We start from the raw sequence: 18482 nt of genomic DNA on the forward strand, positions 1-18482 counted from the left end.
GAGGACTCGCCGCCCGTCGAGACTGGGAATTGCTCACCGCGGTTCGCGGCCCCGGTTTCCGTCATGCCGTGCCGCGTTTTTCGGAATGGGAGGAATTCGATGGAGATGTTCCGCTCGCTCAACCCGAACCGACCCGCGCGGAAGGCTTTCTAGCGGCGGTCAAAATCAGGTGCACGGGGCGGTCATCCCTCGTGCGCTGCCGGACGAGGGGATGGACCCATCACGCCAGGCGATGATATCGAGGAGACCTTCACGGGCTGGCTCTATCGCCCGTACATCGACCTTGGCGACGGACGCGCCGCCGGCAATCCGCTCACCCTGGGGCTGGAGGAACGAGTGCCGCCTTTCGGCGACCTTGAATCACACCTGGCCAATTCACGGGAGTACCGGCTGGGGTAGGGTGATGTGGAACGAGTGGATGCCGATGTCTCCCATTGTCGGAGCGCGCTGGCTCATTCTTTTCTTAACAGCATCATGTGCTGTCGTGGGGACGAGCCCTTTGACGTCACACTGACCCGGGTTTCGGATTCGCTGGGTGATGTGCCGTGGATGTGGTGGATCGGCCCGGGCGATTCGGCCGACCGGCTTGTTTCGCACGGCGCGCAGAAGATGGGCCTGGCGTGGCCGGCATCTACGCCGTCACACCGCCGAGCCGTACCGCCGCCGCGGCATCGGCACCTTGCAGGCCACCGAGCTCGGGCTGCCGGTTTACGACCGGATGGGCTTCGAGGCGCTCGGCCAGTACGAGCTGTTCCAGCTCAGCTGATCAAGTCCGGGCGATCCGACGGTACCTGTCGGCCAGCCGGCAGAGGTATTCGGTGTCGCTGCCCAGGTCGTGGCCGCCGTCGACGGTGACCGCGGCCGTGCGTGGCGGCTCGCCGTCGCGGTGGGCCCGCAGGGCGGCGGCGATCGCGGCGGCCTCGTCGCGGCCGTCGGCCGGCTGGTACGGGCGGATGGCCAGCAGGCCGTCCCGGATCTCGATCACCCGCCGGTACAGCTGCAACTGGGTGGGGAACAGGGTGGGCAGGCCCGGCGGCTCCAGCGCGATGGCCGGCTCGGCCCGGTAGAGGTCGCGCCACAGCGGGCCCAGCCGACGGTAGCTGCGGTAGCGGCGCAGCCACCCGGCGACGGCCGGCGCCGCGACCCCGGCCAGCACCAGCAGGTGGGCGGCGGTCGGCAGGGCCTTGCTCAGCGGATAGCCGCGGCCGACGGCGAAGTCGATCGGGGCCCGGGAGGAGATCGCGACCAGGGACTTGCTGATCATGTACGCGGCCGCCGCGGCGATGCCGACGGCGATCAGCCCGAGACCGAGCCGCATGACCCGGTCCGGCGCCTGGCGGACGTCCCGCAGACACAGCCAGGCGATGACGGCGAACTCGGGCAGCAGCGCGGCGGCGTAGGCGAGGGAGTACTCCATCACCCACGGCGACTGCGGATACAGGTCCGGCGTGAGCACGAACAGCACGACCATCGCGGCCCCGGCGAAGATTGCCCACGCTGTGTGTGCCCGCACGTCCTTTCCGTTCAGCCGCAACAGAATCTGCGCGCCGGCCCACACCGCGAGCAGCAGTGCGAGGTGGCCCACGAGCCGTTCGGCATAGGGCAGGCCCACGGTCGGGGTGAAGTCGGCGACGACCGGGGTGAGGGCCGTCTGCGAGACGGCCAGGCCGAGCACGCAGACCCGCACGAGCCGGCGGCCGGGCTTCCGGCTCGGCCGCAACCACAGCAGCAGCCCCCAGGCCAGCAGCGCCGGGCCGTAGCGGCGCACCAGCTCATCCACCGTCGTTCTCCAGGGCGGAACGCAGCCGGTCGGCGGCGGAGTCCTCGGGCCGGGCCGGGAGGGTCCGCTGGCTCAGCAGCGAGGCCAGCACCTCCGCCTCCCGCTCCTCGACGCTGGAGTAGCCGGTGCGGCCCAGCACGCGGCGGATCAGGTTCGGGTCGAGGTTGGGCATGAGCAGCCGGGCCTGCTCCACGGGGTCGACCGTGGTCGGGAAGTGGTCGCACAGCATGTGCCCGATCTCGTGCAGCACGATGTGCTGCTGGTGCGGGGCGCTCGTGTTCTGTTCGTACGCAATGAGATCCGTGGCATCGGTGGCGATCCACAGCCCGCACACGTCATGCAGATTCGGCAGCGGCAGCCGGATGATCGGCCGCCCACGGCGCTTGCTCAGTTCGGCGCACAGCGTCGGCACGTCGAAGGTGGCCGGCAGGTCCAGGTCACGGAGCAGGGCGGCGCAGCCGTGCCGCAGCTTCCGCCCGCTGCCGATCATCGGTCCGTGTCGGCGAGGGGATCGGGCAGGCCCTCCAGCTCGCGGACCCGGTCCACCATGTCGCTGATCGCCTCGAGGCTCTTGGCCGACAGTCCCCGCGCCCGCAGGGCGATGTTGCGCACCGGGGCGTCGCGCAGCGCGCTGAGCAGGGCCAGCTCCGCGTTGATGCGGTCGGCCGCCTCGTCGTCGAAGAAGTACGCCGGCGGCACGCCGAAGAAGCTGGCGATGGCCTCCAGGTGACGCTTGGTCGGGTTGTCGCGCAGGCCCTTGCGCAGCTGCCACAGGTAGGTCGCCGAGATGGTCGGGCCGCCCTGAGCCCGGATCGCCTCGGCCACCTCGTCGAAGGTGTACTCGTCGCCCCCCGCTTGGCGGACCGCCGTGAACAGGTGGTTCACCTTCGTCGCCAGCGGGCCCCTGGCGATGTCCTCTGCCATGGGCGGCATCCTACCTGCGGCAACTGTCGTGAACTGGGCCCGCCCAGTCTGCTTCACGCCAGTTGACGGGCCGGTGTGGCCGGTTTACTGTCGTGCCGTTCCGGCAAACGGGTGTTGTATCTCGGGGAGGAAACCGTCTTATGTCTCGGATTCTGAAGATCGCGCTGGCGTGTGCCGCCGCGGTGGGATTGGTGTCGGTGGCGGCGCCGGTCGCCAATGCCGCCACCCAGCACCGGGGGACCATCTACGTCTACGACCACGGCGGCAAGGTCGGCGCCGGATACGGCGACTTCGCCGACAATGGCGGCGTGTACGCGACGGTCGGCGCCAACTGGGTCGACATGCTCAACGACGGCAACGCCATCTACGTGCAGGTGGACTTCTCCTTCTGGGAGAAGGACCACACCGGTCAGTGGGACTGGGTGCCGGACAAGTCCGTGCAGAGCAGCCGGAACTCTCGCTTCAAGCCGGTCGGCGGCCCGCTGTCGACGCGGCTGCACGCCGGCGCCACGCAGGCCCGGGCCGATATCAAGGTGTGTGAGGACATCAGCCTCACCACCGACATCTGTTCCGCGCACGCGATCGTGTCCTTCAGCTACTGATCTTCGGCCGCGGGGGAGAAATGAAGAACACAATCGTCAAGGTCGCCACGAGTGCGGCCGTGGTGATCGCCGCGGCCGTTGTGTTGCCGGCCTCGGCCGACGCGGCCACGCAATCCGCGCCGAACTGCCAATTCGGCAATACCTACGGCGTGCGCGTGGATCACGCCAAGGTGGTCGCCGACAACGGCGTTTCCGTCGGCGAGATCCAGTTGTGCCGGGACAGCGATTACAAGTTCTGGGGCTTCCTGCTGCTCAACCAGCCGCTCAACGCCAGCACCTACGGCGATGCCGTCATGGAACGCGACCGTGACGGGCTGCCGGAATTCGTCGGCTGCGAGAGCGCGGGCGGCAACGGCATCGTGCTTCCGAACCAGACCCGCTGCTGGACCCCCAAGCTCACCGGTCTCAGCGGCGCGTACAGCTTCCGCGCCGAGGGCTCGACCACGAGCAGCCACACCGGCGCCACGCTCACCTACGGCAGCACCGGCACCACCCGCTGAACCCGGTGGTGGGTCAGCCGAGCCGGCCGACCCACCACCGAATCCTCAGTGCACCTCGGCGGCCTGGCTGGTCCAGGTGGCGTACATCTGGGTGTACTTGCCGCCGGCGGCGACCAGCTGGTCGTGCGAGCCGATCTCCACGATGCGGCCGTCGTCGACCACGACGATGCGGTCGGCCTTCATCGCGGTGGACAGGCGGTGGGCGATGAGGATCGCGGTCCGCCGCTCCAGCAGCACGTCCAGGGCGTCCTCGATCTTGGTCTCCGACTGGAGGTCCAAATTGGACGTCGCCTCGTCGAGGACCAGAACCCGGGGCTGGGCCAGGAAAGCCCGGGCCAGGGCGACGAGCTGGCGCTCGCCGGAGGACAGGGACTGGCCGCGCTCCTGGACGACGGTGTCCAGGCCCTGGGGCATGCGCTCGACGACCTCGACCAGGCCGACGGCCCGCAGCGCGTCCCAGACCTGGTCGTCGGAAGCCTCGGGCGCGGCGAAACGGATGTTGTCACGCAGCGGCCCGGCGAACAGGAAGGGCTCCTGGGGGACAACGCCGAGCTGACGGCGTAACGACTCGATGTGCAGGTCACGCAGGTCGTGGCCGTCGATGAGCACCCGGCCGGCCGTGGGGTCGTAGAACCGGGTGACCAGCTTGGCCAGGGTCGACTTGCCGGCGCCGGTGGGACCGACGAAGGCCACCGTCTCGCCGGCCCGGATGTCCAGGGACACCCCCGAGATCACCGGGCGGTCCGGCAGGTAGCCGAAGGTCACGTCGTCGAAGGTGATCTCGCCCTCGACCGGCGGCAGATCCACCGCCGTCGGCGACTCGACGACGGCCGGCGCCTGGCCCAGCAACGACTTCAGCTTGGTGATGGACGACTGCCCCTGCTGGTACATGTTGTACAGCTGCACCAGCTGCTGGATGGGCTGGAAGAACGCCCCGAGGTACAGCAGGAAGGCCACCAGCTCGCCGATGGTGAGCTCGCCGTCGGCGACCATGCCGGCGCCGATGGCCAGCAGCGCGAGCTGCCCGGCCACGCCGACGACCTGGGTGCCCGGCCCGTACCACGAGTTGATGCGGCCGGTCTGGACGTTGGTGTCGTAGTACTTGCCGGTGACCTGGCGGTGGTGCTCGATGTTGTGCCGCTGGCGGTTGTGCGCGGTCACGATGCGAACACCCTGCAGGCTCTCGGAAAGGTCGGCCAGCACGTTGGCGATGTTGTCGCGGACCTTGACGTACCCCTTGCTGGACGCCCGGTGGAACCACAGGGACATCGCCGTCAGGATCGGCACCACCAGCACCACGGTGATCAGTGCCAGCCGCACGTCGAAGGTGAACAGCACCACCGTGACGGCGACCATGGTCAGGCCCTGGATGGCGAACTGCACGAGACCGTCCTGCAGCAGCTGCTGGAGGTTCTCGATGTCGCTGGTCATCCGGGTCATGATCACGCCGGCCTTCTCGCCGGTGTAGAAGTCCAGCGAAAGCCGTTGCAGCTGGGTGAAGACCCGCACCCGCAGGTCGTTCATGACCCACGCGGCGATCCGCCCGGTGACCTTCACCCGGGCCGCCTGGGCGAAGCCGGTGACCAGCAGGCTGGCCAGGTACACGGCGGCGACCATCACCAGGACGCTGTAGTTCTTGGCGATGATGCCGCTGTCGATGCCGATCTGCGTCAGCTTCGGGCCGGCCTGCAGGGTCAGCGCCTCGACGACCACCAGCACACCGGCCACCAGCGTCATGCCCAGGTACGGCCGGACCAGCCGCCGCAGGCTCAACTTCGCGCCGTCCGGGTCGGGCCGCCCGTGGTCGAAGACGGCCTCGGGCTGCGGATGCTCCGGCTCTTCGGCCAGCAGCTTGTTGACGCCGGCCTGCATCTCCTGCGGCACACCGGCGAACGGCAGCCCGGCCGCGGCCGCGCCACCACGGGCGGCGCCGAACATGCCGCCGCCTCCACCTCCGGGAAACGTCATCGCGCCACACCCCCCAGTTCTTCGACATTGGCCTGTGCCAACACTTCCGCGTACAACGGCGTGCTCTCCAACAGCTCGGCGTGGGTGCCGTCGGCGACGATCTCCCCGCCGTCCAGCAGCACCACGCGGTCGGCCAGACTGATCGTGGACAGCCGGTGCGCGATGATCAACGTGGTCCGCCCGGCGAACAGCGTGCGCAGCCCGGCGTGGATCTCCTGCTCCACCTGGACGTCGATGGCGCTGGTGGCGTCGTCGAGCACCAGGACCGGCGGATTCACCAGCAGCGTGCGGGCGATGGCGATGCGCTGCCGCTGCCCGCCGGACAGGGTGTAGCCGCGCTCGCCGATCACGGTGTCGTAGCCCTCGGACAACTCCGTGATGAACTCGTGCGCCCCGGCCAGCCGCGCCACCCGCTCGATGTCGGTGATGTCGGCGTCGGGCCGTCCGTAGGCGATGTTGTCCCGCACCGAGACGGAGAACAGGAACGGCTCGTCCAGCACGATGCCGACGGTGTCCCGCAGGCTGTGCAGGGTCACCGAGCGCACGTCGTGCCCGTCCACGGTGACGGAACCCTCGCGCACGTCGTAGAAGCGCGGCAGCAGTCGGGCCACAGTGGACTTTCCGCTGCCGGTCCGGCCGACGAGGGCCACGGTTTCGCCGCTGTTGAGCCGCAGCGAGAAGTTGTCCAGCACATCCGGGCCGTCGCCGTAACCGAAGCGGACGCCGGAGAACTCGACGTCACCGCGAACACCGGCCAGCTCGACGGCGTCCGGCGCGTCCACGATCTCCGGCTTCTCGTCCAGCACCTCGTACAGCCGCTTGGCCGAGGCCGACGCCCGCTGACCCATCATGATCAGCATGCCGATCATGGTGAACGGGATCTGCAGCATGAACAGGTAGGAGTTGAAGGCCAGGATGGCGCCCACGCCGAGACCGCCCTGGATGGCCAGGTAACCGCCGTACAGCAACACGATCGCCATGCCGACCCGCGGCAGGTTCTGCGCCGCCGGCGTCCACCGGGCCCGCAGGTCGGTGTCCTTCACGTAGGCCCAGCGCACCTTGATCGCCGCCTTCTGCAGCAGCGACAGCTGGCGCCGTTCGGCCGCGAACGACTTCACCACGCGCACGCCGTTGACGTTCTCGTCGACCACGGTCGCCACGTCGGCCAGCCGGGCCTGGATCAGCCACGACACCGGGAACATGGACCGCTGCATCTGCCGCGAGGTCACGAACACCAGCGGCATCGGCAGCATGGCCAGGATCGCCAGCGGCACGCTGATCGCCAGCATGTAGCCGAAGGCCACCACCGCGATCCCGCACTGCACCAGCATGAACGGCGCGAACGCCAGGTACATCTGCACCGACCGGATGTCGGAGTTGGCCCGGGAGATCAGCTGCCCGGTCTGGGACCGGTCGTAGAACGGGAACGACAGCCCGGTCAGGTGCTCGTACATCAGGTTGCGCAGGTCGTACTCGATCTTGTACGCGGTGCGGAACAGCAGCTGGCGGGCGAGGAAGCCGGCCACCAGCATCACCGCGGTCAGCCCGACCAGCCACCACATGTAGTCGGCCAGCGGCACCTTGTGGGTGGTGATCGAGTTGTCCAGCGCGTTCTGGATCAGGCTCGGCACCTGCACCGACACCAGCAGGCTCAGCGCCGACGAGGCCAGCGCCGTGCCGAACATCAGACGGTGCGCACGCACCAGCGGCCATGCCCGCCGCAGCCAGGACCGGCCCGGATCGGGGTCGATCGCGGCCGTCGGCGGCGGATAGGTCTTGCTCACCTGCATTCCCCCCTTTGCGCGCCCTCGCGGGCGGCCCATTCGGCTTGCCTTGCCTTGGTCAACGCTTCGGTCCACAGCAACAGTCCGGCCATCGCCTGCTCGGCGTGCGCCGGTTCGAGGTGTTCGGACAGTCGGTCCAGGCTGCGCCGGATCTCGGTGTTGCCGGCGGCCAGCAGCTGCCGGCCGCCGTGGGTGATCGTGTGCGTGACCTTGCGACGATCGGTCGGATCCGGCTCGCGCCGGACGTAGCCGCCGCCGACCAGCCCGTCCATCACCGCGGTGACGGTGGCCGGCTTGACCGACAGCATCCACGCCACCCGTGACGCCGACGACGCGGTGGCCGAGGCCAGCACCGACAGCATCCGGTACTGGGGCAGCGTCAGCTCCACGCGCAGCAGCGCCCGCTCGGCCAGGCGCGCCAGCCGGGCCAACACCATGCCCGGTTCGACTGTTTCGGGTGTCACATATTCAGGATATCAAATACTGAGTCTACATCCGTAGTTGTGGATGTACGGGGTTTCCCGGATGTCGTGACCACGTGTGAGGCAGCACCATGACGATGCCCGGGGGGACTGGGCACAAAAAAGGGGAGAAAGGGCGACGGATGGCATCGCAGGACGTGGCGGACGCGGTCAAGGGGCTCGACGAGTCCCTCCAGGCCCTGCCGGCCACGATGATCAGCGCGCTGAACGGCTGGCGCCTGGTCAACCCGGAGCACGACCCGAGCGACCCGACCAGCCACGAGACCTACTCCTTCCCGGAGTGGCTCGTGCGGTCGAGCGTGCGGGCCGGCCGGGCCGAGGCGATGGCCACCGCCGCCCTGGAGGCGGTCAAGGCTTTGGCCGCCATCCAACCGGGGCTCGACCCGGACAGGGTGCTTGAGCTCATCGAGCGCCGGGTCGACGCCGCGATCTCCTGACTGGCCGGGGAGGGCCGGTCGGGAGCGCCCTGAAGGAGGTTCCGACCCGTCGGGTGGGGGCCGGAGCCTCCTTCAGGTGGATGGCTGAGTTATCGGCAGTCGTCAGGGTTGAGTGCGTCGCTGGGCCGATGTCGGAGGTCGGCGGTCAGGCCGTCGTCAGAGGGCCGACATCGGTCACAGTGATCGCCGCCGTGCCGGACTCGTCCGACCCGTGCAGGTCCACCTCGGCGCTGATGCCCCAGTCGTGGTCGCCGGCCGGATCGTCGAACACCTGCCGGACCAGCCAGCGCTCGGGTTCCTGCTCGATCTGCAGCAACTGCGGGCCGCGGGCGTTGGGCCCGGTGCCGAGCCGGTCGTACTCCTCGAAGTACGGCTCCATCGCGTCCCGCCAGGCGATCGTGTCCCAGCCGTACTCGGCGTCCATCTCGCCCAGCAGGTCGTAGCGCCGCAGCGCGGCCAGCTCGACCCGGCGGAACAGGGCGTTGCGCACCAGCACCCGGAACGCCCGCTCGTTGGTGGTGACGGCCGGTGGCCGCTCGTCCAGGGGCTGCTCGACCTGCTCGTCGGTGGGGTTGGCCAGCTTCTCCCACTCGTCGATCAGGCTGGAGTCGACCTGCCGGACCAGCTCGCCCAGCCACTCCACCAGGTCGGTGAGCTCCTCGGTCTTGGCCTCGTCCGGCACGGTCTGGCGCAGCGCCTTGAACGCGTCGGCCAGGTACCGCAGCACCAGGCCCTCGGACCGGGCCAGCTGGTAGAAGCCGATGTACTCGGTGAAGGTCATGGCCCGCTCGAACATGTCGCGGACCACGGCCTTGGGTGAGAGGTGGTGGTCGAGCACCCACGGGTGGCCGCGCCGGTACGCGTCGTACGCGGCGTTGAGCAGCTCCTCCAGCGGCTTCGGGTAGGTGACCTCCTCCAGCAGCGCCATCCGCTCGTCGTACTCGATGCCCTCGGCCTTCATCGCGTTCACGGCGTCGCCGCGCGCCTTGAACTGCTGCGCCGACAGCACCTGCCTCGGGTCGTCCAGCGTCGCCTCGATGATCGACACCGTGTCCAGCGCGTACGTCGGCGACTCGCGGTCCAGCAGGTCCACCGCGGCCAGGGCCAGCGGTGACAGCGGCTGGTTGAGCGCGAAGTTCAGCTGGAGGTCGACGGTGACCCGGATGGTGCGGCCCAGCTCGTCCGGCTCGTCCAGCTTCTCCACCACGCCGGCCGCCAGCAGACCCTTGTACATCGCGATGGCCCGCCGGATCAGCCGGATCTGCGAGCGGCGCTCCTCGTGGTTGTCCTCCAGCAGGTGCCGCATGGCCTTGAACGCGTCGCCCGGCCGGCCGATCACGTTGAGCAGCATCGAGTGGCTGACCTGGAAGCTGGAGGTCAGCGGCTCGGGCTCGGCCTCGACCAGCCGGGTGAAGGTCGCCTCGCCCCAGGACACGAAGCCCTCCGGCGGCTTCTTGCGCACCACCTTGCGCCGCTTCTTGGGGTCGTCGCCCGCCTTGGCCAGCGCCTTCTCGTTCTCCACGACGTGCTCGGGAGCCTGCACCACGACCATGCCCACGGTGTCGTAGCCGGCGCGGCCGGCCCGGCCGGCGATCTGGTGGAACTCGCGGGCCTTGAGGTGCCGGGTGCGCACGCCGTCGTACTTGGACAGCGCGGTGAACAGCACCGTGCGGATCGGCACGTTGATGCCGACGCCGAGGGTGTCCGTGCCGCAGATGATCTTCAGCAGGCCGGCCTGGGCCAGCCGCTCCACCAGCCGCCGGTACTTGGGCAGCATGCCCGCGTGGTGCACGCCGATGCCGTGCCGGACCAGCCGGGACAGCGTCTTGCCGAAGCCCGAGCTGAACCGGAACCGTCCGATCAGCTCGGCGATCGCGTCCTTCTCGGCCCGCGTCGAGACGTTGATGCTCATCAGCGCCTGCGCGCGTTCGATCGCCGACGCCTGCGTGAAGTGCACGACGTAGACCGGCGCCTGCTTGGTCTGGAGCAGCTCCTCCAGCGTCTCCTGCAACGGCGTCAGCACGAAGCTGAAGTGCAGCGGCACCGGACGTTCCGCGTTCTTGACCACCGCCGTGCTGCGCCCGGTGCGGCGGGTGAGGTCCTTCTCGAACCTCGTGACATCGCCCAGCGTGGCCGACATCAGCACGAACTGCGCCTTCGGCAGCTCCAGCAGCGGCACCTGCCAGGCCCAGCCGCGGTCCGGCTCCGAGTAGAAGTGGAACTCGTCCATCACGACCTGGCCCACATCGGCGTCCGCGCCGTCGCGCAGGGCGATGTTGGCCAGGATCTCCGCCGTGCAGCAGATGATCGGCGCCGTCTCGTTCACGCTGGCGTCGCCGGTGAGCATGCCCACCTTGTCCGCGCCGAACGTGTCGCACAGCGCGAAGAACTTCTCCGACACCAGCGCCTTGATCGGCGCCGTGTAGAACGTCCTGATCCCTCCTGCCAGCGCCGCGAAGTGGGCCCCCGCCGCCACCAGGCTCTTGCCCGAGCCGGTCGGCGTGCTCAGGATGACGTTCGAGCCGGAGACGACCTCGATCAGCGCCTCCTGCTGGTGCGGGTAGAGCGACAGGCCCTGCCCGTCGGCCCAGGCGGAAAAGGCCTCGTAGAGCGCGTCCGGGTCGTTGTCGCCGGGCAGCTGATCGGTGAGCGTCATGATGAGTTGATCGTGCCCTGTCGTCGTGGTCGGGTGGATTCGGGGTGCCGGTCAGACGGGTCTGTCGCCGAGCGCCACCAGGACCTCGCGCAGCACGTCGGCGGCGGCGCGGGCGGTGTCCGCCGGCACGGTGGCCAGCAGCCTGCGCTGGGCCTCGGTGCTGGCCAGCACGGCGGCGTCGGCGGTGTCCACGCCGGTCGGGGTGAGCTGCACCCAGCTGCTGCGGGCGTCGTCCGGGTCGGCCTCGCGGGTTACCAGGCCCTCGGCCACCAGCCGTCGCAGCACGTTGCTGGTGCCGCCGGAGGACAGCAGCAGCCGGGCCGTCAGGTCGGTCGGGCGCAGCCGGTGCGGTTGGCCGCTGGAGCGCAGCACCGCCAGCACGTCGTACTCGGCCTTGGTCAGGCCGAACCGGGCCAGCTGGCCGCCGGCCGCCTCGGACAGCAGCGTGTGCAGCCGGGCCGCGCGCTTGGACAGCTCCAGCTCGATGCCCGCGATCTCCGGCAGCTGTCCGCGCCAGGCGTCGAGGATGCCGTCGACCAAGTCCCGCATGGCGTCCAGGCTAGCTTGCGGGTAGAAAGCTTTCGCTATAGCTTTATGTAAAGCTTTCTAGTGAGGAGTTGGCGATGCTGGTGATCAAGGGCGGGCACGTGCCCGGTGTCGGTGTGGCCGATGTGCTGGTCTCGGACGGGGTTATCGCGGGGATCGGCTCGTTCTCGGCCCCGGAGGCGATCGACGCCGATGGCCTGGTCGTGCTGCCGGGCTTCGTGGACACCCATCGGCACCTCGTGCAGGCGCCGATGCGGGGCAGCGGGGCCGACCTGTCGCTGGGGGTGTTCATGGCCGAGGTGCTGCCCCGGCTGGTTCTATCGCCGGCGGAGGTCCGGGCCGCCGTGTTGCTCGGTGCAGTCGAGGCGCTGAACGCCGGCGTGACCACCGTGCTGGACTGGGGCCACGGCAGCGCGGTCGAGGCCGAGGCGGAGGCGTTGCTCGCGTCCGGGATTCGGGCCGTGCACGGGGTTTCGTCTTTGGAGGCCCAGCGCTACGCCGCGGCCGGGCTCGTCACCGGGGCGGTCGCTTCGTTCGGGCCGATGCTGTCCCTTGAGGACAATGCCCGGGACATCGCGGTCGCCCGGTCGCTGGGCATGGTCACCACCATGCACATCACCGAGGCCGGCGCGGTCGCCCGGCTGGCCGACGCGGGGTTGCTGGGGCCCGATCTGCACTTCGTGCACGGCAACGCCGCGACCGACGACGAGCTGCGGATGCTCGTCGACGCCGGCTGCGGCTTGACTGCCACGCCGCCCGTGGAGTCGATGATGGGCCACGGCGCGCCAGTCTTCGGCCGCTTTCTCTCGGCCGGCGGCGCGCCCGCCCTCGGCGTCGACGTCGTGATCAACTCCTCCGCCGACATGTTCGAGCAGATGCGCGCCGCGCTGTGGTTGGAACGCCTTCGCGGCCTCCCCTTGGCCGCCGGTCCGCTGCTCCGCGCCGCCAGCTCCGACGGCGCCCGGGCCATCGGCCTCGGCGACGTCGTCGGTTCGCTCCAGGTCGGCAAGCGCGCCGACATCGTGCTGGTGGACGGCTTCGGCCACCTCCCGCCGGACCTCGTCGCCGGCGGCATCGTGGCCACCGCCGGCGTCTCCGACGTGCGCACCGTCCTGGTCGACGGCCGCGTCGTCAAGCGTGACGGCCTCCTCCTCGACCACGACCTGTCCGGCCTCCGCGCCGCCGTCGCCGACGTGGCCCGTCGCATACTGGCCTGACCGTCAGCCTGCCCGTCAGAGGTGCCTCTTTCCGTTGCGCCACACGGCTTTGACCCGGGCCTTGACGTTGACGTCCTCGTCGTCGAGCAGGACGACGTCGGCCCGTTTTCCGACGGCGATCTCGCCGCGGTCGTGGTCGAGGCGGAGTAGGCGGGCGGCGTCGAGGGTTGCGGCCCGGATCGCGCCGACGGGGCCGAGGCCGGCGTCGGAGAGCAGGGAGAGCTCCCGCAGCGCGTCCGCGTGCGGGGTGACGGGGTTGTCGGTGCCCATGGCGATCGGCACGCCGGCGTCGAGCGCCAGCCGGACGGAGCGGAGGTGTTCGGGGATGCCGGAGCAGGAAAGCGTTGGCACGTAAAAGGTGTCGTTGGCGGCCATCGCCGTGACGGCGGCTTCGTCCAGGTAGACGCCGTGCTCGATGCTGCGGGCGCCGCAGCGGGCGGCGAGTTCCGCGCCGCGGGCGCCATGGGCGTGGACCATGACGTCCCGGCCGCGGGCGGAGCCTTCCTCGACCAGGGCCCGCATCTCGTCGGGGGTGAACTGCACGTCGTGCACGCCGGTGCCGGCGGCGATGGAGCCGGTGATCGCGGCCTTGATCCAGTCCGCGCCGGCCCGGACCATCCGGCGGACGGCGGCCCGGGCGTCGTCGGGACCGTCGAACACGGGGTCGGGCATCGACGGATCGCCGAGCAGGTCGAGCGGGCCGGTGGACGGGGTCCAGTGGTCGCCGATGCCGCCGGTGGTGCCGACCTGACGCAGCGAGATCAGCAGCTGCGGCCCGTCGATCCAGCCGGCCTCGACGGCGTGCCGCAGGCCGGCATCGGCGCCCCAGGCGTCGCGGACGGTGGTGATGCCGAGGTTCAGCAGGGTGCGCAGGACGGGGACGGCCGACAGCTGCCGGGTGGAGCGGGGCAGGTCGATGGAGTCGCCGGACAGCGCGGTCGTGAGGGCGACGTGGGTGTGGCAGTCGATGAAGCCGGGCACCAGCAGGGATCCCCGGCAGTCGACCGTCTCGTCCACGTCGTCGAGGCCGGCGGCGATGCGCTCGCCGTCCAGGAACACGTCCCCGCGTCGGATCTCGCCCGTGCTGACGTCGAGGTGGGCGGCGTCGCGGAGCAGGGTGCGGGTCACCCCGTCGACGCTAGCTGGTTCCCCGACCCGGATCTCCTGCCGCGCGGGGAAATCTGTCTTTGTTTGACGAGCCGCGAACAAGACCCTAGGTTGGATCTCATAGCGGCACGAGTTCTCGGTTTGTGCCGGATAGCGGCACAAAGGAGCGGCAACCATGGACCTACAGCTGGCCGGACGGCGCGCGGTCGTGACGGGCGCGAGCAAGGGCATCGGGGCGGCGATCGCCGACGTGCTCGCGGCCGAGGGCGTCAACCTGGTGCTGGTGTCCAGGACCTCGCCGCCGCACGCCCAGGCCCTGCGCGACCGGTACGGCGTCAAGGTCGAGGTGATCACCGCCGACCTGTCCACCCCCGAGGGCCGCCAAGCGGTGGTGCAGCACGCGCAGGATGTGGACATCCTGGTCAACAACGCCGGCGCGATCCCGGGCGGCGGCCTGCTCGACGTGCACGAGGGCGTCTGGCGCGAGGCCTGGGACCTCAAGGTGTACGGGTTCCTCTTCCTCAGCCAGGGCCTGTATCCGGCACTGGCCCGCTCCGGCCACGGCGTGATCCTCAACATCATCGGCGTGGCCAGCGAAATCCTGCCGGCCGGCTACCTCGCCGGCGCCGTCGGCAACTCGGCGCTGGTGGCGTTCACCAAGGCCGCGGCCAAGAACTCCTGGCGGGACGGGGTTCGCCTCGTGGGCATCAATCCCGGCGGCACGCTGACCGAACGCCAGGAGGTGCTGCTCCGGACCCGCGCGGCCACGGAGCTGGGCGACGCCGAGCGCTGGCTGGAGCTGACCAGCGAGCTGCCGTTCGGCCGGTCGGCCAGCCCGGCGGAGATCGCCAACGCCGCCGCGTTCCTGGTGTCCCCGTTGTCGGCCTACACCAACGGAACCGTGCTCACGATCGACGGCGGCAACGGCTAGAGCCGGGCCGAGATCGCGGTCGCCGCGGCCTTGAGGTGCCGGCAGATCTCCGTGCCGTCATCGGGAACCCGGTACATCGGCACGAAAACGCTCACCGCCCCGAGGATCACCCCCGCCCGGGAGAACACCGGCGCGGCAAAGGATCCGATGTCGTCCCGTAGTTCGCCGCGGACCACCGAGCAGTGTCCGTCCACGCGGATCCGACGGAACTCGGCCTCCAGCTGATCGACGTCGGTGACGGTGGTGCCGGTCAGCTGGGTCAGGCCGGCGGCGAGGATCTTGGCCCGCTGCGGCTCGTCCATGTACGCCAGCAACACCTTGCCGGTCGCGGTGGCGTGCAAGGGAGAGCGGGTGCCGAGGGGGATGTAGATGCGCGTGGCGTTCACGGTCTCGACGACGTCGATGATCACGACGTCACGGCCCTCGCGCACGGTGAGGTGCGCGGATTCGCCGGTGGCGTCGCGTAGTTCGATGAGCGCGTCGCGGGCGGCGTCGCGCAGGCCGACGTCGGCGGTGACACGCTGGGCGACGTCGATGGCCTTGGTGGTCAGCACCCAGCCTTTGCTCCGGCCACCGGCCTGACGGATCCAGCCGGCGGCCTCCAGGGCCTTGAGCGCCCGCTGGGCCGAGCTCTTGGGCAGCGCCAGGTGGTCGGCGATGGCGGTGACGCCGACCGGCTGGCGCTTGGAGACCTCGTCCAGCACGTGCAGCGCGGTCAGGGCGGTGGACATCCGAGTACCTCATTCCGGCACAGGTACCGCGATTGTGCCAGATAGCGGAACTAGTCCCGCATGAGCAGCCGCACCGTCAGTTCGAGCCGGTTGGTGACGTCGGTGGCCGAGGCCCGCCGGGTCACCCAGGCCACGAGGTTGGACAGCCACACGTCGCCGATCACGCGGGCGATGGCCTTGTCCTCCTCGGACGGCTCCTCCTTGCCCAGCGCGAGCGTGAACAGCTCCTCGATCTGCCGCGCCACCAAGTCCACCTCGGCCGCGGCGGAGGTGTCGGCGAACATGAACGCGCGGGTCATGGCCTCGGCCAGGTGCGGATCCCGCTGCATGTTGCGGGTGATCCGGCTCAGCACGTAGAGCATGCGCTCGCCGCGGGTCTCGCCCGGGATCGGCGCGCGCTGCATGCGGTCCAGCGCGCGGTCCAGCTGCGCGCCGAGGCCCGACACCAACAGGTGGATCTTGGACGGGAAGTACCGGTACAGCGTGCCCAGCGCGACGTCGGCCCGCTCGGCCACGGCCCGCATCTGGACGGCCTCGAAGCCGCCCTTGGAGGCCAGCGCGATCGTCGCGTCGATGATCCGCCGCCGCCGGTCCCGCTGGGCCGACGAGCCGAGTTCCTCCTCGGCGATCTGGCGTGGCGTCGCAGCCATCCAAGCCCCCTGCTGTGGTCGTTGTCAGGGTCAACTTACACGATCGGAACGTGTTTCATTTTCACGTTATGCGCACGTCACACCGGTAGGGCCTGGCCGGGAACCTCACTCGGACGCCCGTCGCCCGGCTGGAGCAGTCCGGGCAACTGAAACACGTTCTATTATCGGCCGATGTCGATGGTCATCGATGACAGTGGACGACAGCTGCGCGAGGCCGTGCTCCGGGCCGGCCCGGCGTGGTCCGACCTGGCCACGCTCGGGCTGTTCGGACTGGCCCTGCCCGAGGCCGTCGGCGGCCTCGGCAACCCGGTCGCCGACCTGGCCGTGGCCGTCGAGGCGGCGGCCGAGCTGCTGGCACCCGGTCCCGTCCTGCCCACGCTGACCGCCGCGATCGCCCTGGCCAGGGTCCCCGACCATCCGCTGGCCGCCAAGCTGCTGCCCGGCATCGCCGACGGCAGCGTCGCCGTCGCCGTCCACTGTGGACCGCTGGCCCTCGGTGAGTCCGGGTCCATGCTGGTCCGGGACGGTGACGAGTGGGCGCTGGTCGATGCCGTGGTCGACCCGGCCGACCCGGTGGATCTGGGCCGGGGACTCGGGTTTCCGCAGGTAGGCCCGATCGCTGACGATCAGCGGCTGGGACCGTTGCCGGTGGACGACATCCTGGCCACGCTGGCCGCCGCCGAGGCCGCCGGCATCGCCGACTGGTGCCTGCGCACGGCGGTCGACTACGCCAAGGTGCGCACCCAGTTCGGCCAGCCCATCGGCGCTTTCCAGGCGGTCAAACACCTCTGCGTCGAGATGCTGTGCCGGTCCGAACGGGCCGCCGCGGTGGCCTGGGACGCCGCCCGCGCCTACGACCAGGAACCTGGCGAGTTCCCGCTGGCCGCCGCGACGGCCGCCGCGATCGCCATCGACGCCGCGGTGGAGAACGCCAAGGACTGCATTCAGGTGCTCGGCGGCATCGGCTTCACCTGGGAGCACGACGCCCACCGCTACCTTCGCCGCGCGGTCTCCACCCGGCAGCTGCTGGGCGGCACCGCACGCTGGCGTCGCCGCGTCGCCGAACTGGCCAAGGCCGGCGGCCGCCGCACTCTCGGCGTGACGATCGACGCCGACCGCACCGAGATCCGCAGCCTCGTCCAGACCGTCGTCGATGCCGATGACCAGCGCAAACAGCTGGCGGACAGCGGCTTGCTGGCCCCGCACTGGCCGCGGCCGTTCGGCCTCGACGCCGGCCCGACCGAGCAGCTGATCATCGACGAGGAGCTCGACAAGGCCGGCGTGCAGCGGCCCGACCTGGTCATCGGCTGGTGGGCGGTGCCGACGATCCTGGCCCACGGCGCCGAGGCGCAGCGCGAGCGGTTCGCCGGCCCGACGCTGCGCGGCGAGATCACCTGGTGCCAGCTGTTCAGCGAGCCCGGCGCGGGCTCCGACCTGGCCTCGCTGCGCACCAAGGCCGAGCGGGTCGACGGCGGCTGGAAGATCACCGGGCAGAAGGTGTGGACCTCGCTGGCCCGCGAGGCCGACTGGGCGATCTGTCTCGCCCGCACCAACCCCGACGTGCCCAAACATCGTGGCATCACGTACTTCCTGGTCGACATGCGCACGCCCGGCATCGACATCCGGCCGCTGCGGGAGATCACCGGGGACGCCGTGTTCAACGAGGTCTTCCTGGACGGCGTGGTCGTGCCCGACGAGCACGTGGTCGGCGCGGTCGACGGCGGCTGGAAGCTGGCCCGCACCACCCTGGCCAACGAGCGGGTGGCGATGAGCGGCGGCTCGTCCATCGGCGAGGAAGTGGAACGTGTTCTGGCCGCTGCCGAGCCGAGCGAACGGGTGGGAGCGCTGGTCGCCGACGGGCTGGCCCTGTCGCTGCTGGAGCTGCGCGCGACGCTGCAGCGGCTGGCTGATCTCGACCCGGGCGCGGCCTCCAGCGTGCGCAAGCTGGTCGGGGTCCGGCACCGGCAGAACGTGGCCGAGACGGCACTGGATCTCGACGGGCCGCTGGGCGCCATCACCGGCGGGCACAGCCGCGAGTTCCTGCTCACGCGGTGCCTGAGCATCGCCGGCGGCACCGAGCAGGTGCTGCTCACGCTGGCGGGAGAGCGCTTGCTGGGCTTGCCCAGGGCGTGACCTTGCGCTAGAACTAGAACACGTTCCAGTTTAG

The 18482-nt window shown here is 70.2% G+C and carries 18 protein-coding genes; 7 read left to right on the plus strand and 11 right to left on the minus strand.

Annotation, left to right across the window (positions count from 1 at the left end):
* The first annotated feature begins 586 nt into the window (after positions 1-586).
* On the plus strand, positions 587-766 hold the full coding sequence (locus KUTG_RS42185; RefSeq protein WP_043725107.1) for a hypothetical protein: 180 nt from the start codon (positions 587-589) through the stop codon (positions 764-766).
* On the opposite strand, the gene KUTG_RS42190 is transcribed toward KUTG_RS42185, so the two are convergent.
* The 3 genes from KUTG_RS42190 to KUTG_RS42200 are packed head-to-tail and all read right to left on the minus strand — an operon-like array spanning position 767 to position 2704.
* Positions 767-1780, minus strand: a complete 1014-nt coding sequence (locus KUTG_RS42190; protein WP_043725109.1) for an MAB_1171c family putative transporter — start codon at positions 1778-1780, stop codon at positions 767-769.
* A complete protein-coding gene (locus KUTG_RS42195; protein WP_043725111.1) occupies positions 1773-2270 on the minus strand; it encodes a hypothetical protein in 498 nt (165 codons plus the stop codon). Before KUTG_RS42195 ends, KUTG_RS42190 begins: the two co-directional genes overlap by 8 nt.
* Entirely contained in the window at positions 2267-2704 is a 438-nt protein-coding gene (locus KUTG_RS42200; RefSeq protein WP_043725113.1) for a helix-turn-helix domain-containing protein, read from the minus strand. The genes KUTG_RS42195 and KUTG_RS42200 overlap by 4 nt, the downstream gene beginning before the upstream one ends.
* Positions 2705-2844: 140 nt before the next feature.
* On the opposite strand from KUTG_RS42200, the gene KUTG_RS42205 reads away from it, so the two are divergent.
* Together KUTG_RS42205 and KUTG_RS42210 are read left to right on the plus strand one after the other, a co-directional pair.
* A complete protein-coding gene (locus tag KUTG_RS42205) occupies positions 2845-3306 on the plus strand; it encodes a hypothetical protein (protein ID WP_157495177.1) in 462 nt (153 codons plus the stop codon).
* Positions 3307-3326: 20 nt separating this feature from the next.
* Positions 3327-3806, plus strand: coding sequence for a hypothetical protein (locus KUTG_RS42210; protein WP_043725117.1), 480 nt, complete (start codon positions 3327-3329; stop codon positions 3804-3806).
* Between the two features lie 45 nt (positions 3807-3851).
* On the opposite strand, the gene KUTG_RS42215 is transcribed toward KUTG_RS42210, so the two are convergent.
* The 3 genes from KUTG_RS42215 to KUTG_RS54640 are packed head-to-tail and all read right to left on the minus strand — an operon-like array spanning position 3852 to position 8022.
* Entirely contained in the window at positions 3852-5774 is a 1923-nt protein-coding gene (locus KUTG_RS42215) for an ABC transporter ATP-binding protein (RefSeq protein ID WP_043725124.1), read from the minus strand.
* A complete protein-coding gene (locus KUTG_RS42220) occupies positions 5771-7558 on the minus strand; it encodes an ABC transporter ATP-binding protein (RefSeq protein WP_043732543.1) in 1788 nt (595 codons plus the stop codon). Before KUTG_RS42220 ends, KUTG_RS42215 begins: the two co-directional genes overlap by 4 nt.
* Complete coding sequence (locus KUTG_RS54640) at positions 7555-8022, minus strand: MarR family winged helix-turn-helix transcriptional regulator (protein ID WP_157495178.1); 468 nt, start codon at positions 8020-8022, stop codon at positions 7555-7557. The genes KUTG_RS42220 and KUTG_RS54640 overlap by 4 nt, the downstream gene beginning before the upstream one ends.
* A 140-nt stretch (positions 8023-8162) precedes the next feature.
* Here KUTG_RS54640 and KUTG_RS42230 point away from each other — a divergent pair, with 140 nt between their 5' ends.
* Complete coding sequence (locus KUTG_RS42230) at positions 8163-8477, plus strand: hypothetical protein (RefSeq protein ID WP_043725127.1); 315 nt, start codon at positions 8163-8165, stop codon at positions 8475-8477.
* Positions 8478-8622: 145 nt separating this feature from the next.
* Here KUTG_RS42230 and KUTG_RS42235 read toward each other — a convergent pair whose 3' ends face one another.
* Complete coding sequence (locus tag KUTG_RS42235; RefSeq protein WP_043725129.1) at positions 8623-11133, minus strand: DEAD/DEAH box helicase; 2511 nt, start codon at positions 11131-11133, stop codon at positions 8623-8625.
* A 51-nt stretch (positions 11134-11184) separates the two neighbouring features.
* On the minus strand, positions 11185-11682 hold the full coding sequence (locus tag KUTG_RS42240) for a MarR family winged helix-turn-helix transcriptional regulator (RefSeq protein ID WP_043725139.1): 498 nt from the start codon (positions 11680-11682) through the stop codon (positions 11185-11187).
* 74 nt (positions 11683-11756) lie between these two features.
* On the opposite strand from KUTG_RS42240, the gene KUTG_RS42245 reads away from it, so the two are divergent.
* Positions 11757-12896, plus strand: a complete 1140-nt coding sequence (locus tag KUTG_RS42245) for an amidohydrolase family protein (protein WP_043725140.1) — start codon at positions 11757-11759, stop codon at positions 12894-12896.
* A gap of 15 nt (positions 12897-12911) precedes the next feature.
* Here KUTG_RS42245 and KUTG_RS42250 read toward each other — a convergent pair whose 3' ends face one another.
* Positions 12912-14024 carry a metal-dependent hydrolase family protein gene (locus KUTG_RS42250; protein ID WP_043725142.1) on the minus strand — a complete coding sequence of 371 codons (1113 nt, stop codon included), beginning with the start codon at positions 14022-14024 and terminating at the stop codon, positions 12912-12914.
* 154 nt (positions 14025-14178) lie between these two features.
* Between KUTG_RS42250 and KUTG_RS42255 the strand changes: the two genes are divergently transcribed.
* Complete coding sequence (locus KUTG_RS42255; RefSeq protein ID WP_043725144.1) at positions 14179-14934, plus strand: short-chain dehydrogenase/reductase; 756 nt, start codon at positions 14179-14181, stop codon at positions 14932-14934.
* On the opposite strand, the gene KUTG_RS42260 is transcribed toward KUTG_RS42255, so the two are convergent.
* Together KUTG_RS42260 and kstR are read right to left on the minus strand one after the other, a co-directional pair.
* Positions 14931-15665, minus strand: a complete 735-nt coding sequence (locus tag KUTG_RS42260; protein ID WP_043725145.1) for an IclR family transcriptional regulator — start codon at positions 15663-15665, stop codon at positions 14931-14933. The genes KUTG_RS42255 and KUTG_RS42260 overlap by 4 nt on opposite strands.
* Before the next feature lie 50 nt (positions 15666-15715).
* Positions 15716-16315 carry a cholesterol catabolism transcriptional regulator KstR gene (gene kstR / locus KUTG_RS42265; protein WP_043725148.1) on the minus strand — a complete coding sequence of 200 codons (600 nt, stop codon included), beginning with the start codon at positions 16313-16315 and terminating at the stop codon, positions 15716-15718.
* Positions 16316-16486: 171 nt separating this feature from the next.
* Here kstR and KUTG_RS42270 point away from each other — a divergent pair, with 171 nt between their 5' ends.
* Positions 16487-18448 carry an acyl-CoA dehydrogenase gene (locus KUTG_RS42270; protein ID WP_043725149.1) on the plus strand — a complete coding sequence of 654 codons (1962 nt, stop codon included), beginning with the start codon at positions 16487-16489 and terminating at the stop codon, positions 18446-18448.
* The last annotated feature ends 34 nt before the right edge of the window (positions 18449-18482 follow it).

It is taken from the genome of Kutzneria sp. 744 (genome assembly GCF_000568255.1).
Taxonomy (GTDB): domain Bacteria; phylum Actinomycetota; class Actinomycetes; order Mycobacteriales; family Pseudonocardiaceae; genus Kutzneria.

Coding starts and splice junctions, on each gene's coding strand:
- KUTG_RS42210 (WP_043725117.1), top strand. CDS start 3,327: ATGAAGAACACAATCGTCAAGGTCGCCACGAGTGCGGCCGTGGTGATC.
- kstR (WP_043725148.1), bottom strand. CDS start 16,315: ATGGCTGCGACGCCACGCCAGATCGCCGAGGAGGAACTCGGCTCGTCG.
- KUTG_RS42255 (WP_043725144.1), top strand. CDS start 14,179: ATGGACCTACAGCTGGCCGGACGGCGCGCGGTCGTGACGGGCGCGAGC.
- KUTG_RS42205 (WP_157495177.1), top strand. CDS start 2,845: ATGTCTCGGATTCTGAAGATCGCGCTGGCGTGTGCCGCCGCGGTGGGA.
- KUTG_RS42235 (WP_043725129.1), bottom strand. CDS start 11,133: ATGACGCTCACCGATCAGCTGCCCGGCGACAACGACCCGGACGCGCTC.
- KUTG_RS42200 (WP_043725113.1), bottom strand. CDS start 2,704: ATGGCAGAGGACATCGCCAGGGGCCCGCTGGCGACGAAGGTGAACCAC.
- KUTG_RS42240 (WP_043725139.1), bottom strand. CDS start 11,682: ATGCGGGACTTGGTCGACGGCATCCTCGACGCCTGGCGCGGACAGCTG.
- KUTG_RS42215 (WP_043725124.1), bottom strand. CDS start 5,774: ATGACGTTTCCCGGAGGTGGAGGCGGCGGCATGTTCGGCGCCGCCCGT.
- KUTG_RS42195 (WP_043725111.1), bottom strand. CDS start 2,270: ATGATCGGCAGCGGGCGGAAGCTGCGGCACGGCTGCGCCGCCCTGCTC.
- KUTG_RS42260 (WP_043725145.1), bottom strand. CDS start 15,665: ATGTCCACCGCCCTGACCGCGCTGCACGTGCTGGACGAGGTCTCCAAG.
- KUTG_RS42230 (WP_043725127.1), top strand. CDS start 8,163: ATGGCATCGCAGGACGTGGCGGACGCGGTCAAGGGGCTCGACGAGTCC.
- KUTG_RS42270 (WP_043725149.1), top strand. CDS start 16,487: ATGTCGATGGTCATCGATGACAGTGGACGACAGCTGCGCGAGGCCGTG.
- KUTG_RS42245 (WP_043725140.1), top strand. CDS start 11,757: ATGCTGGTGATCAAGGGCGGGCACGTGCCCGGTGTCGGTGTGGCCGAT.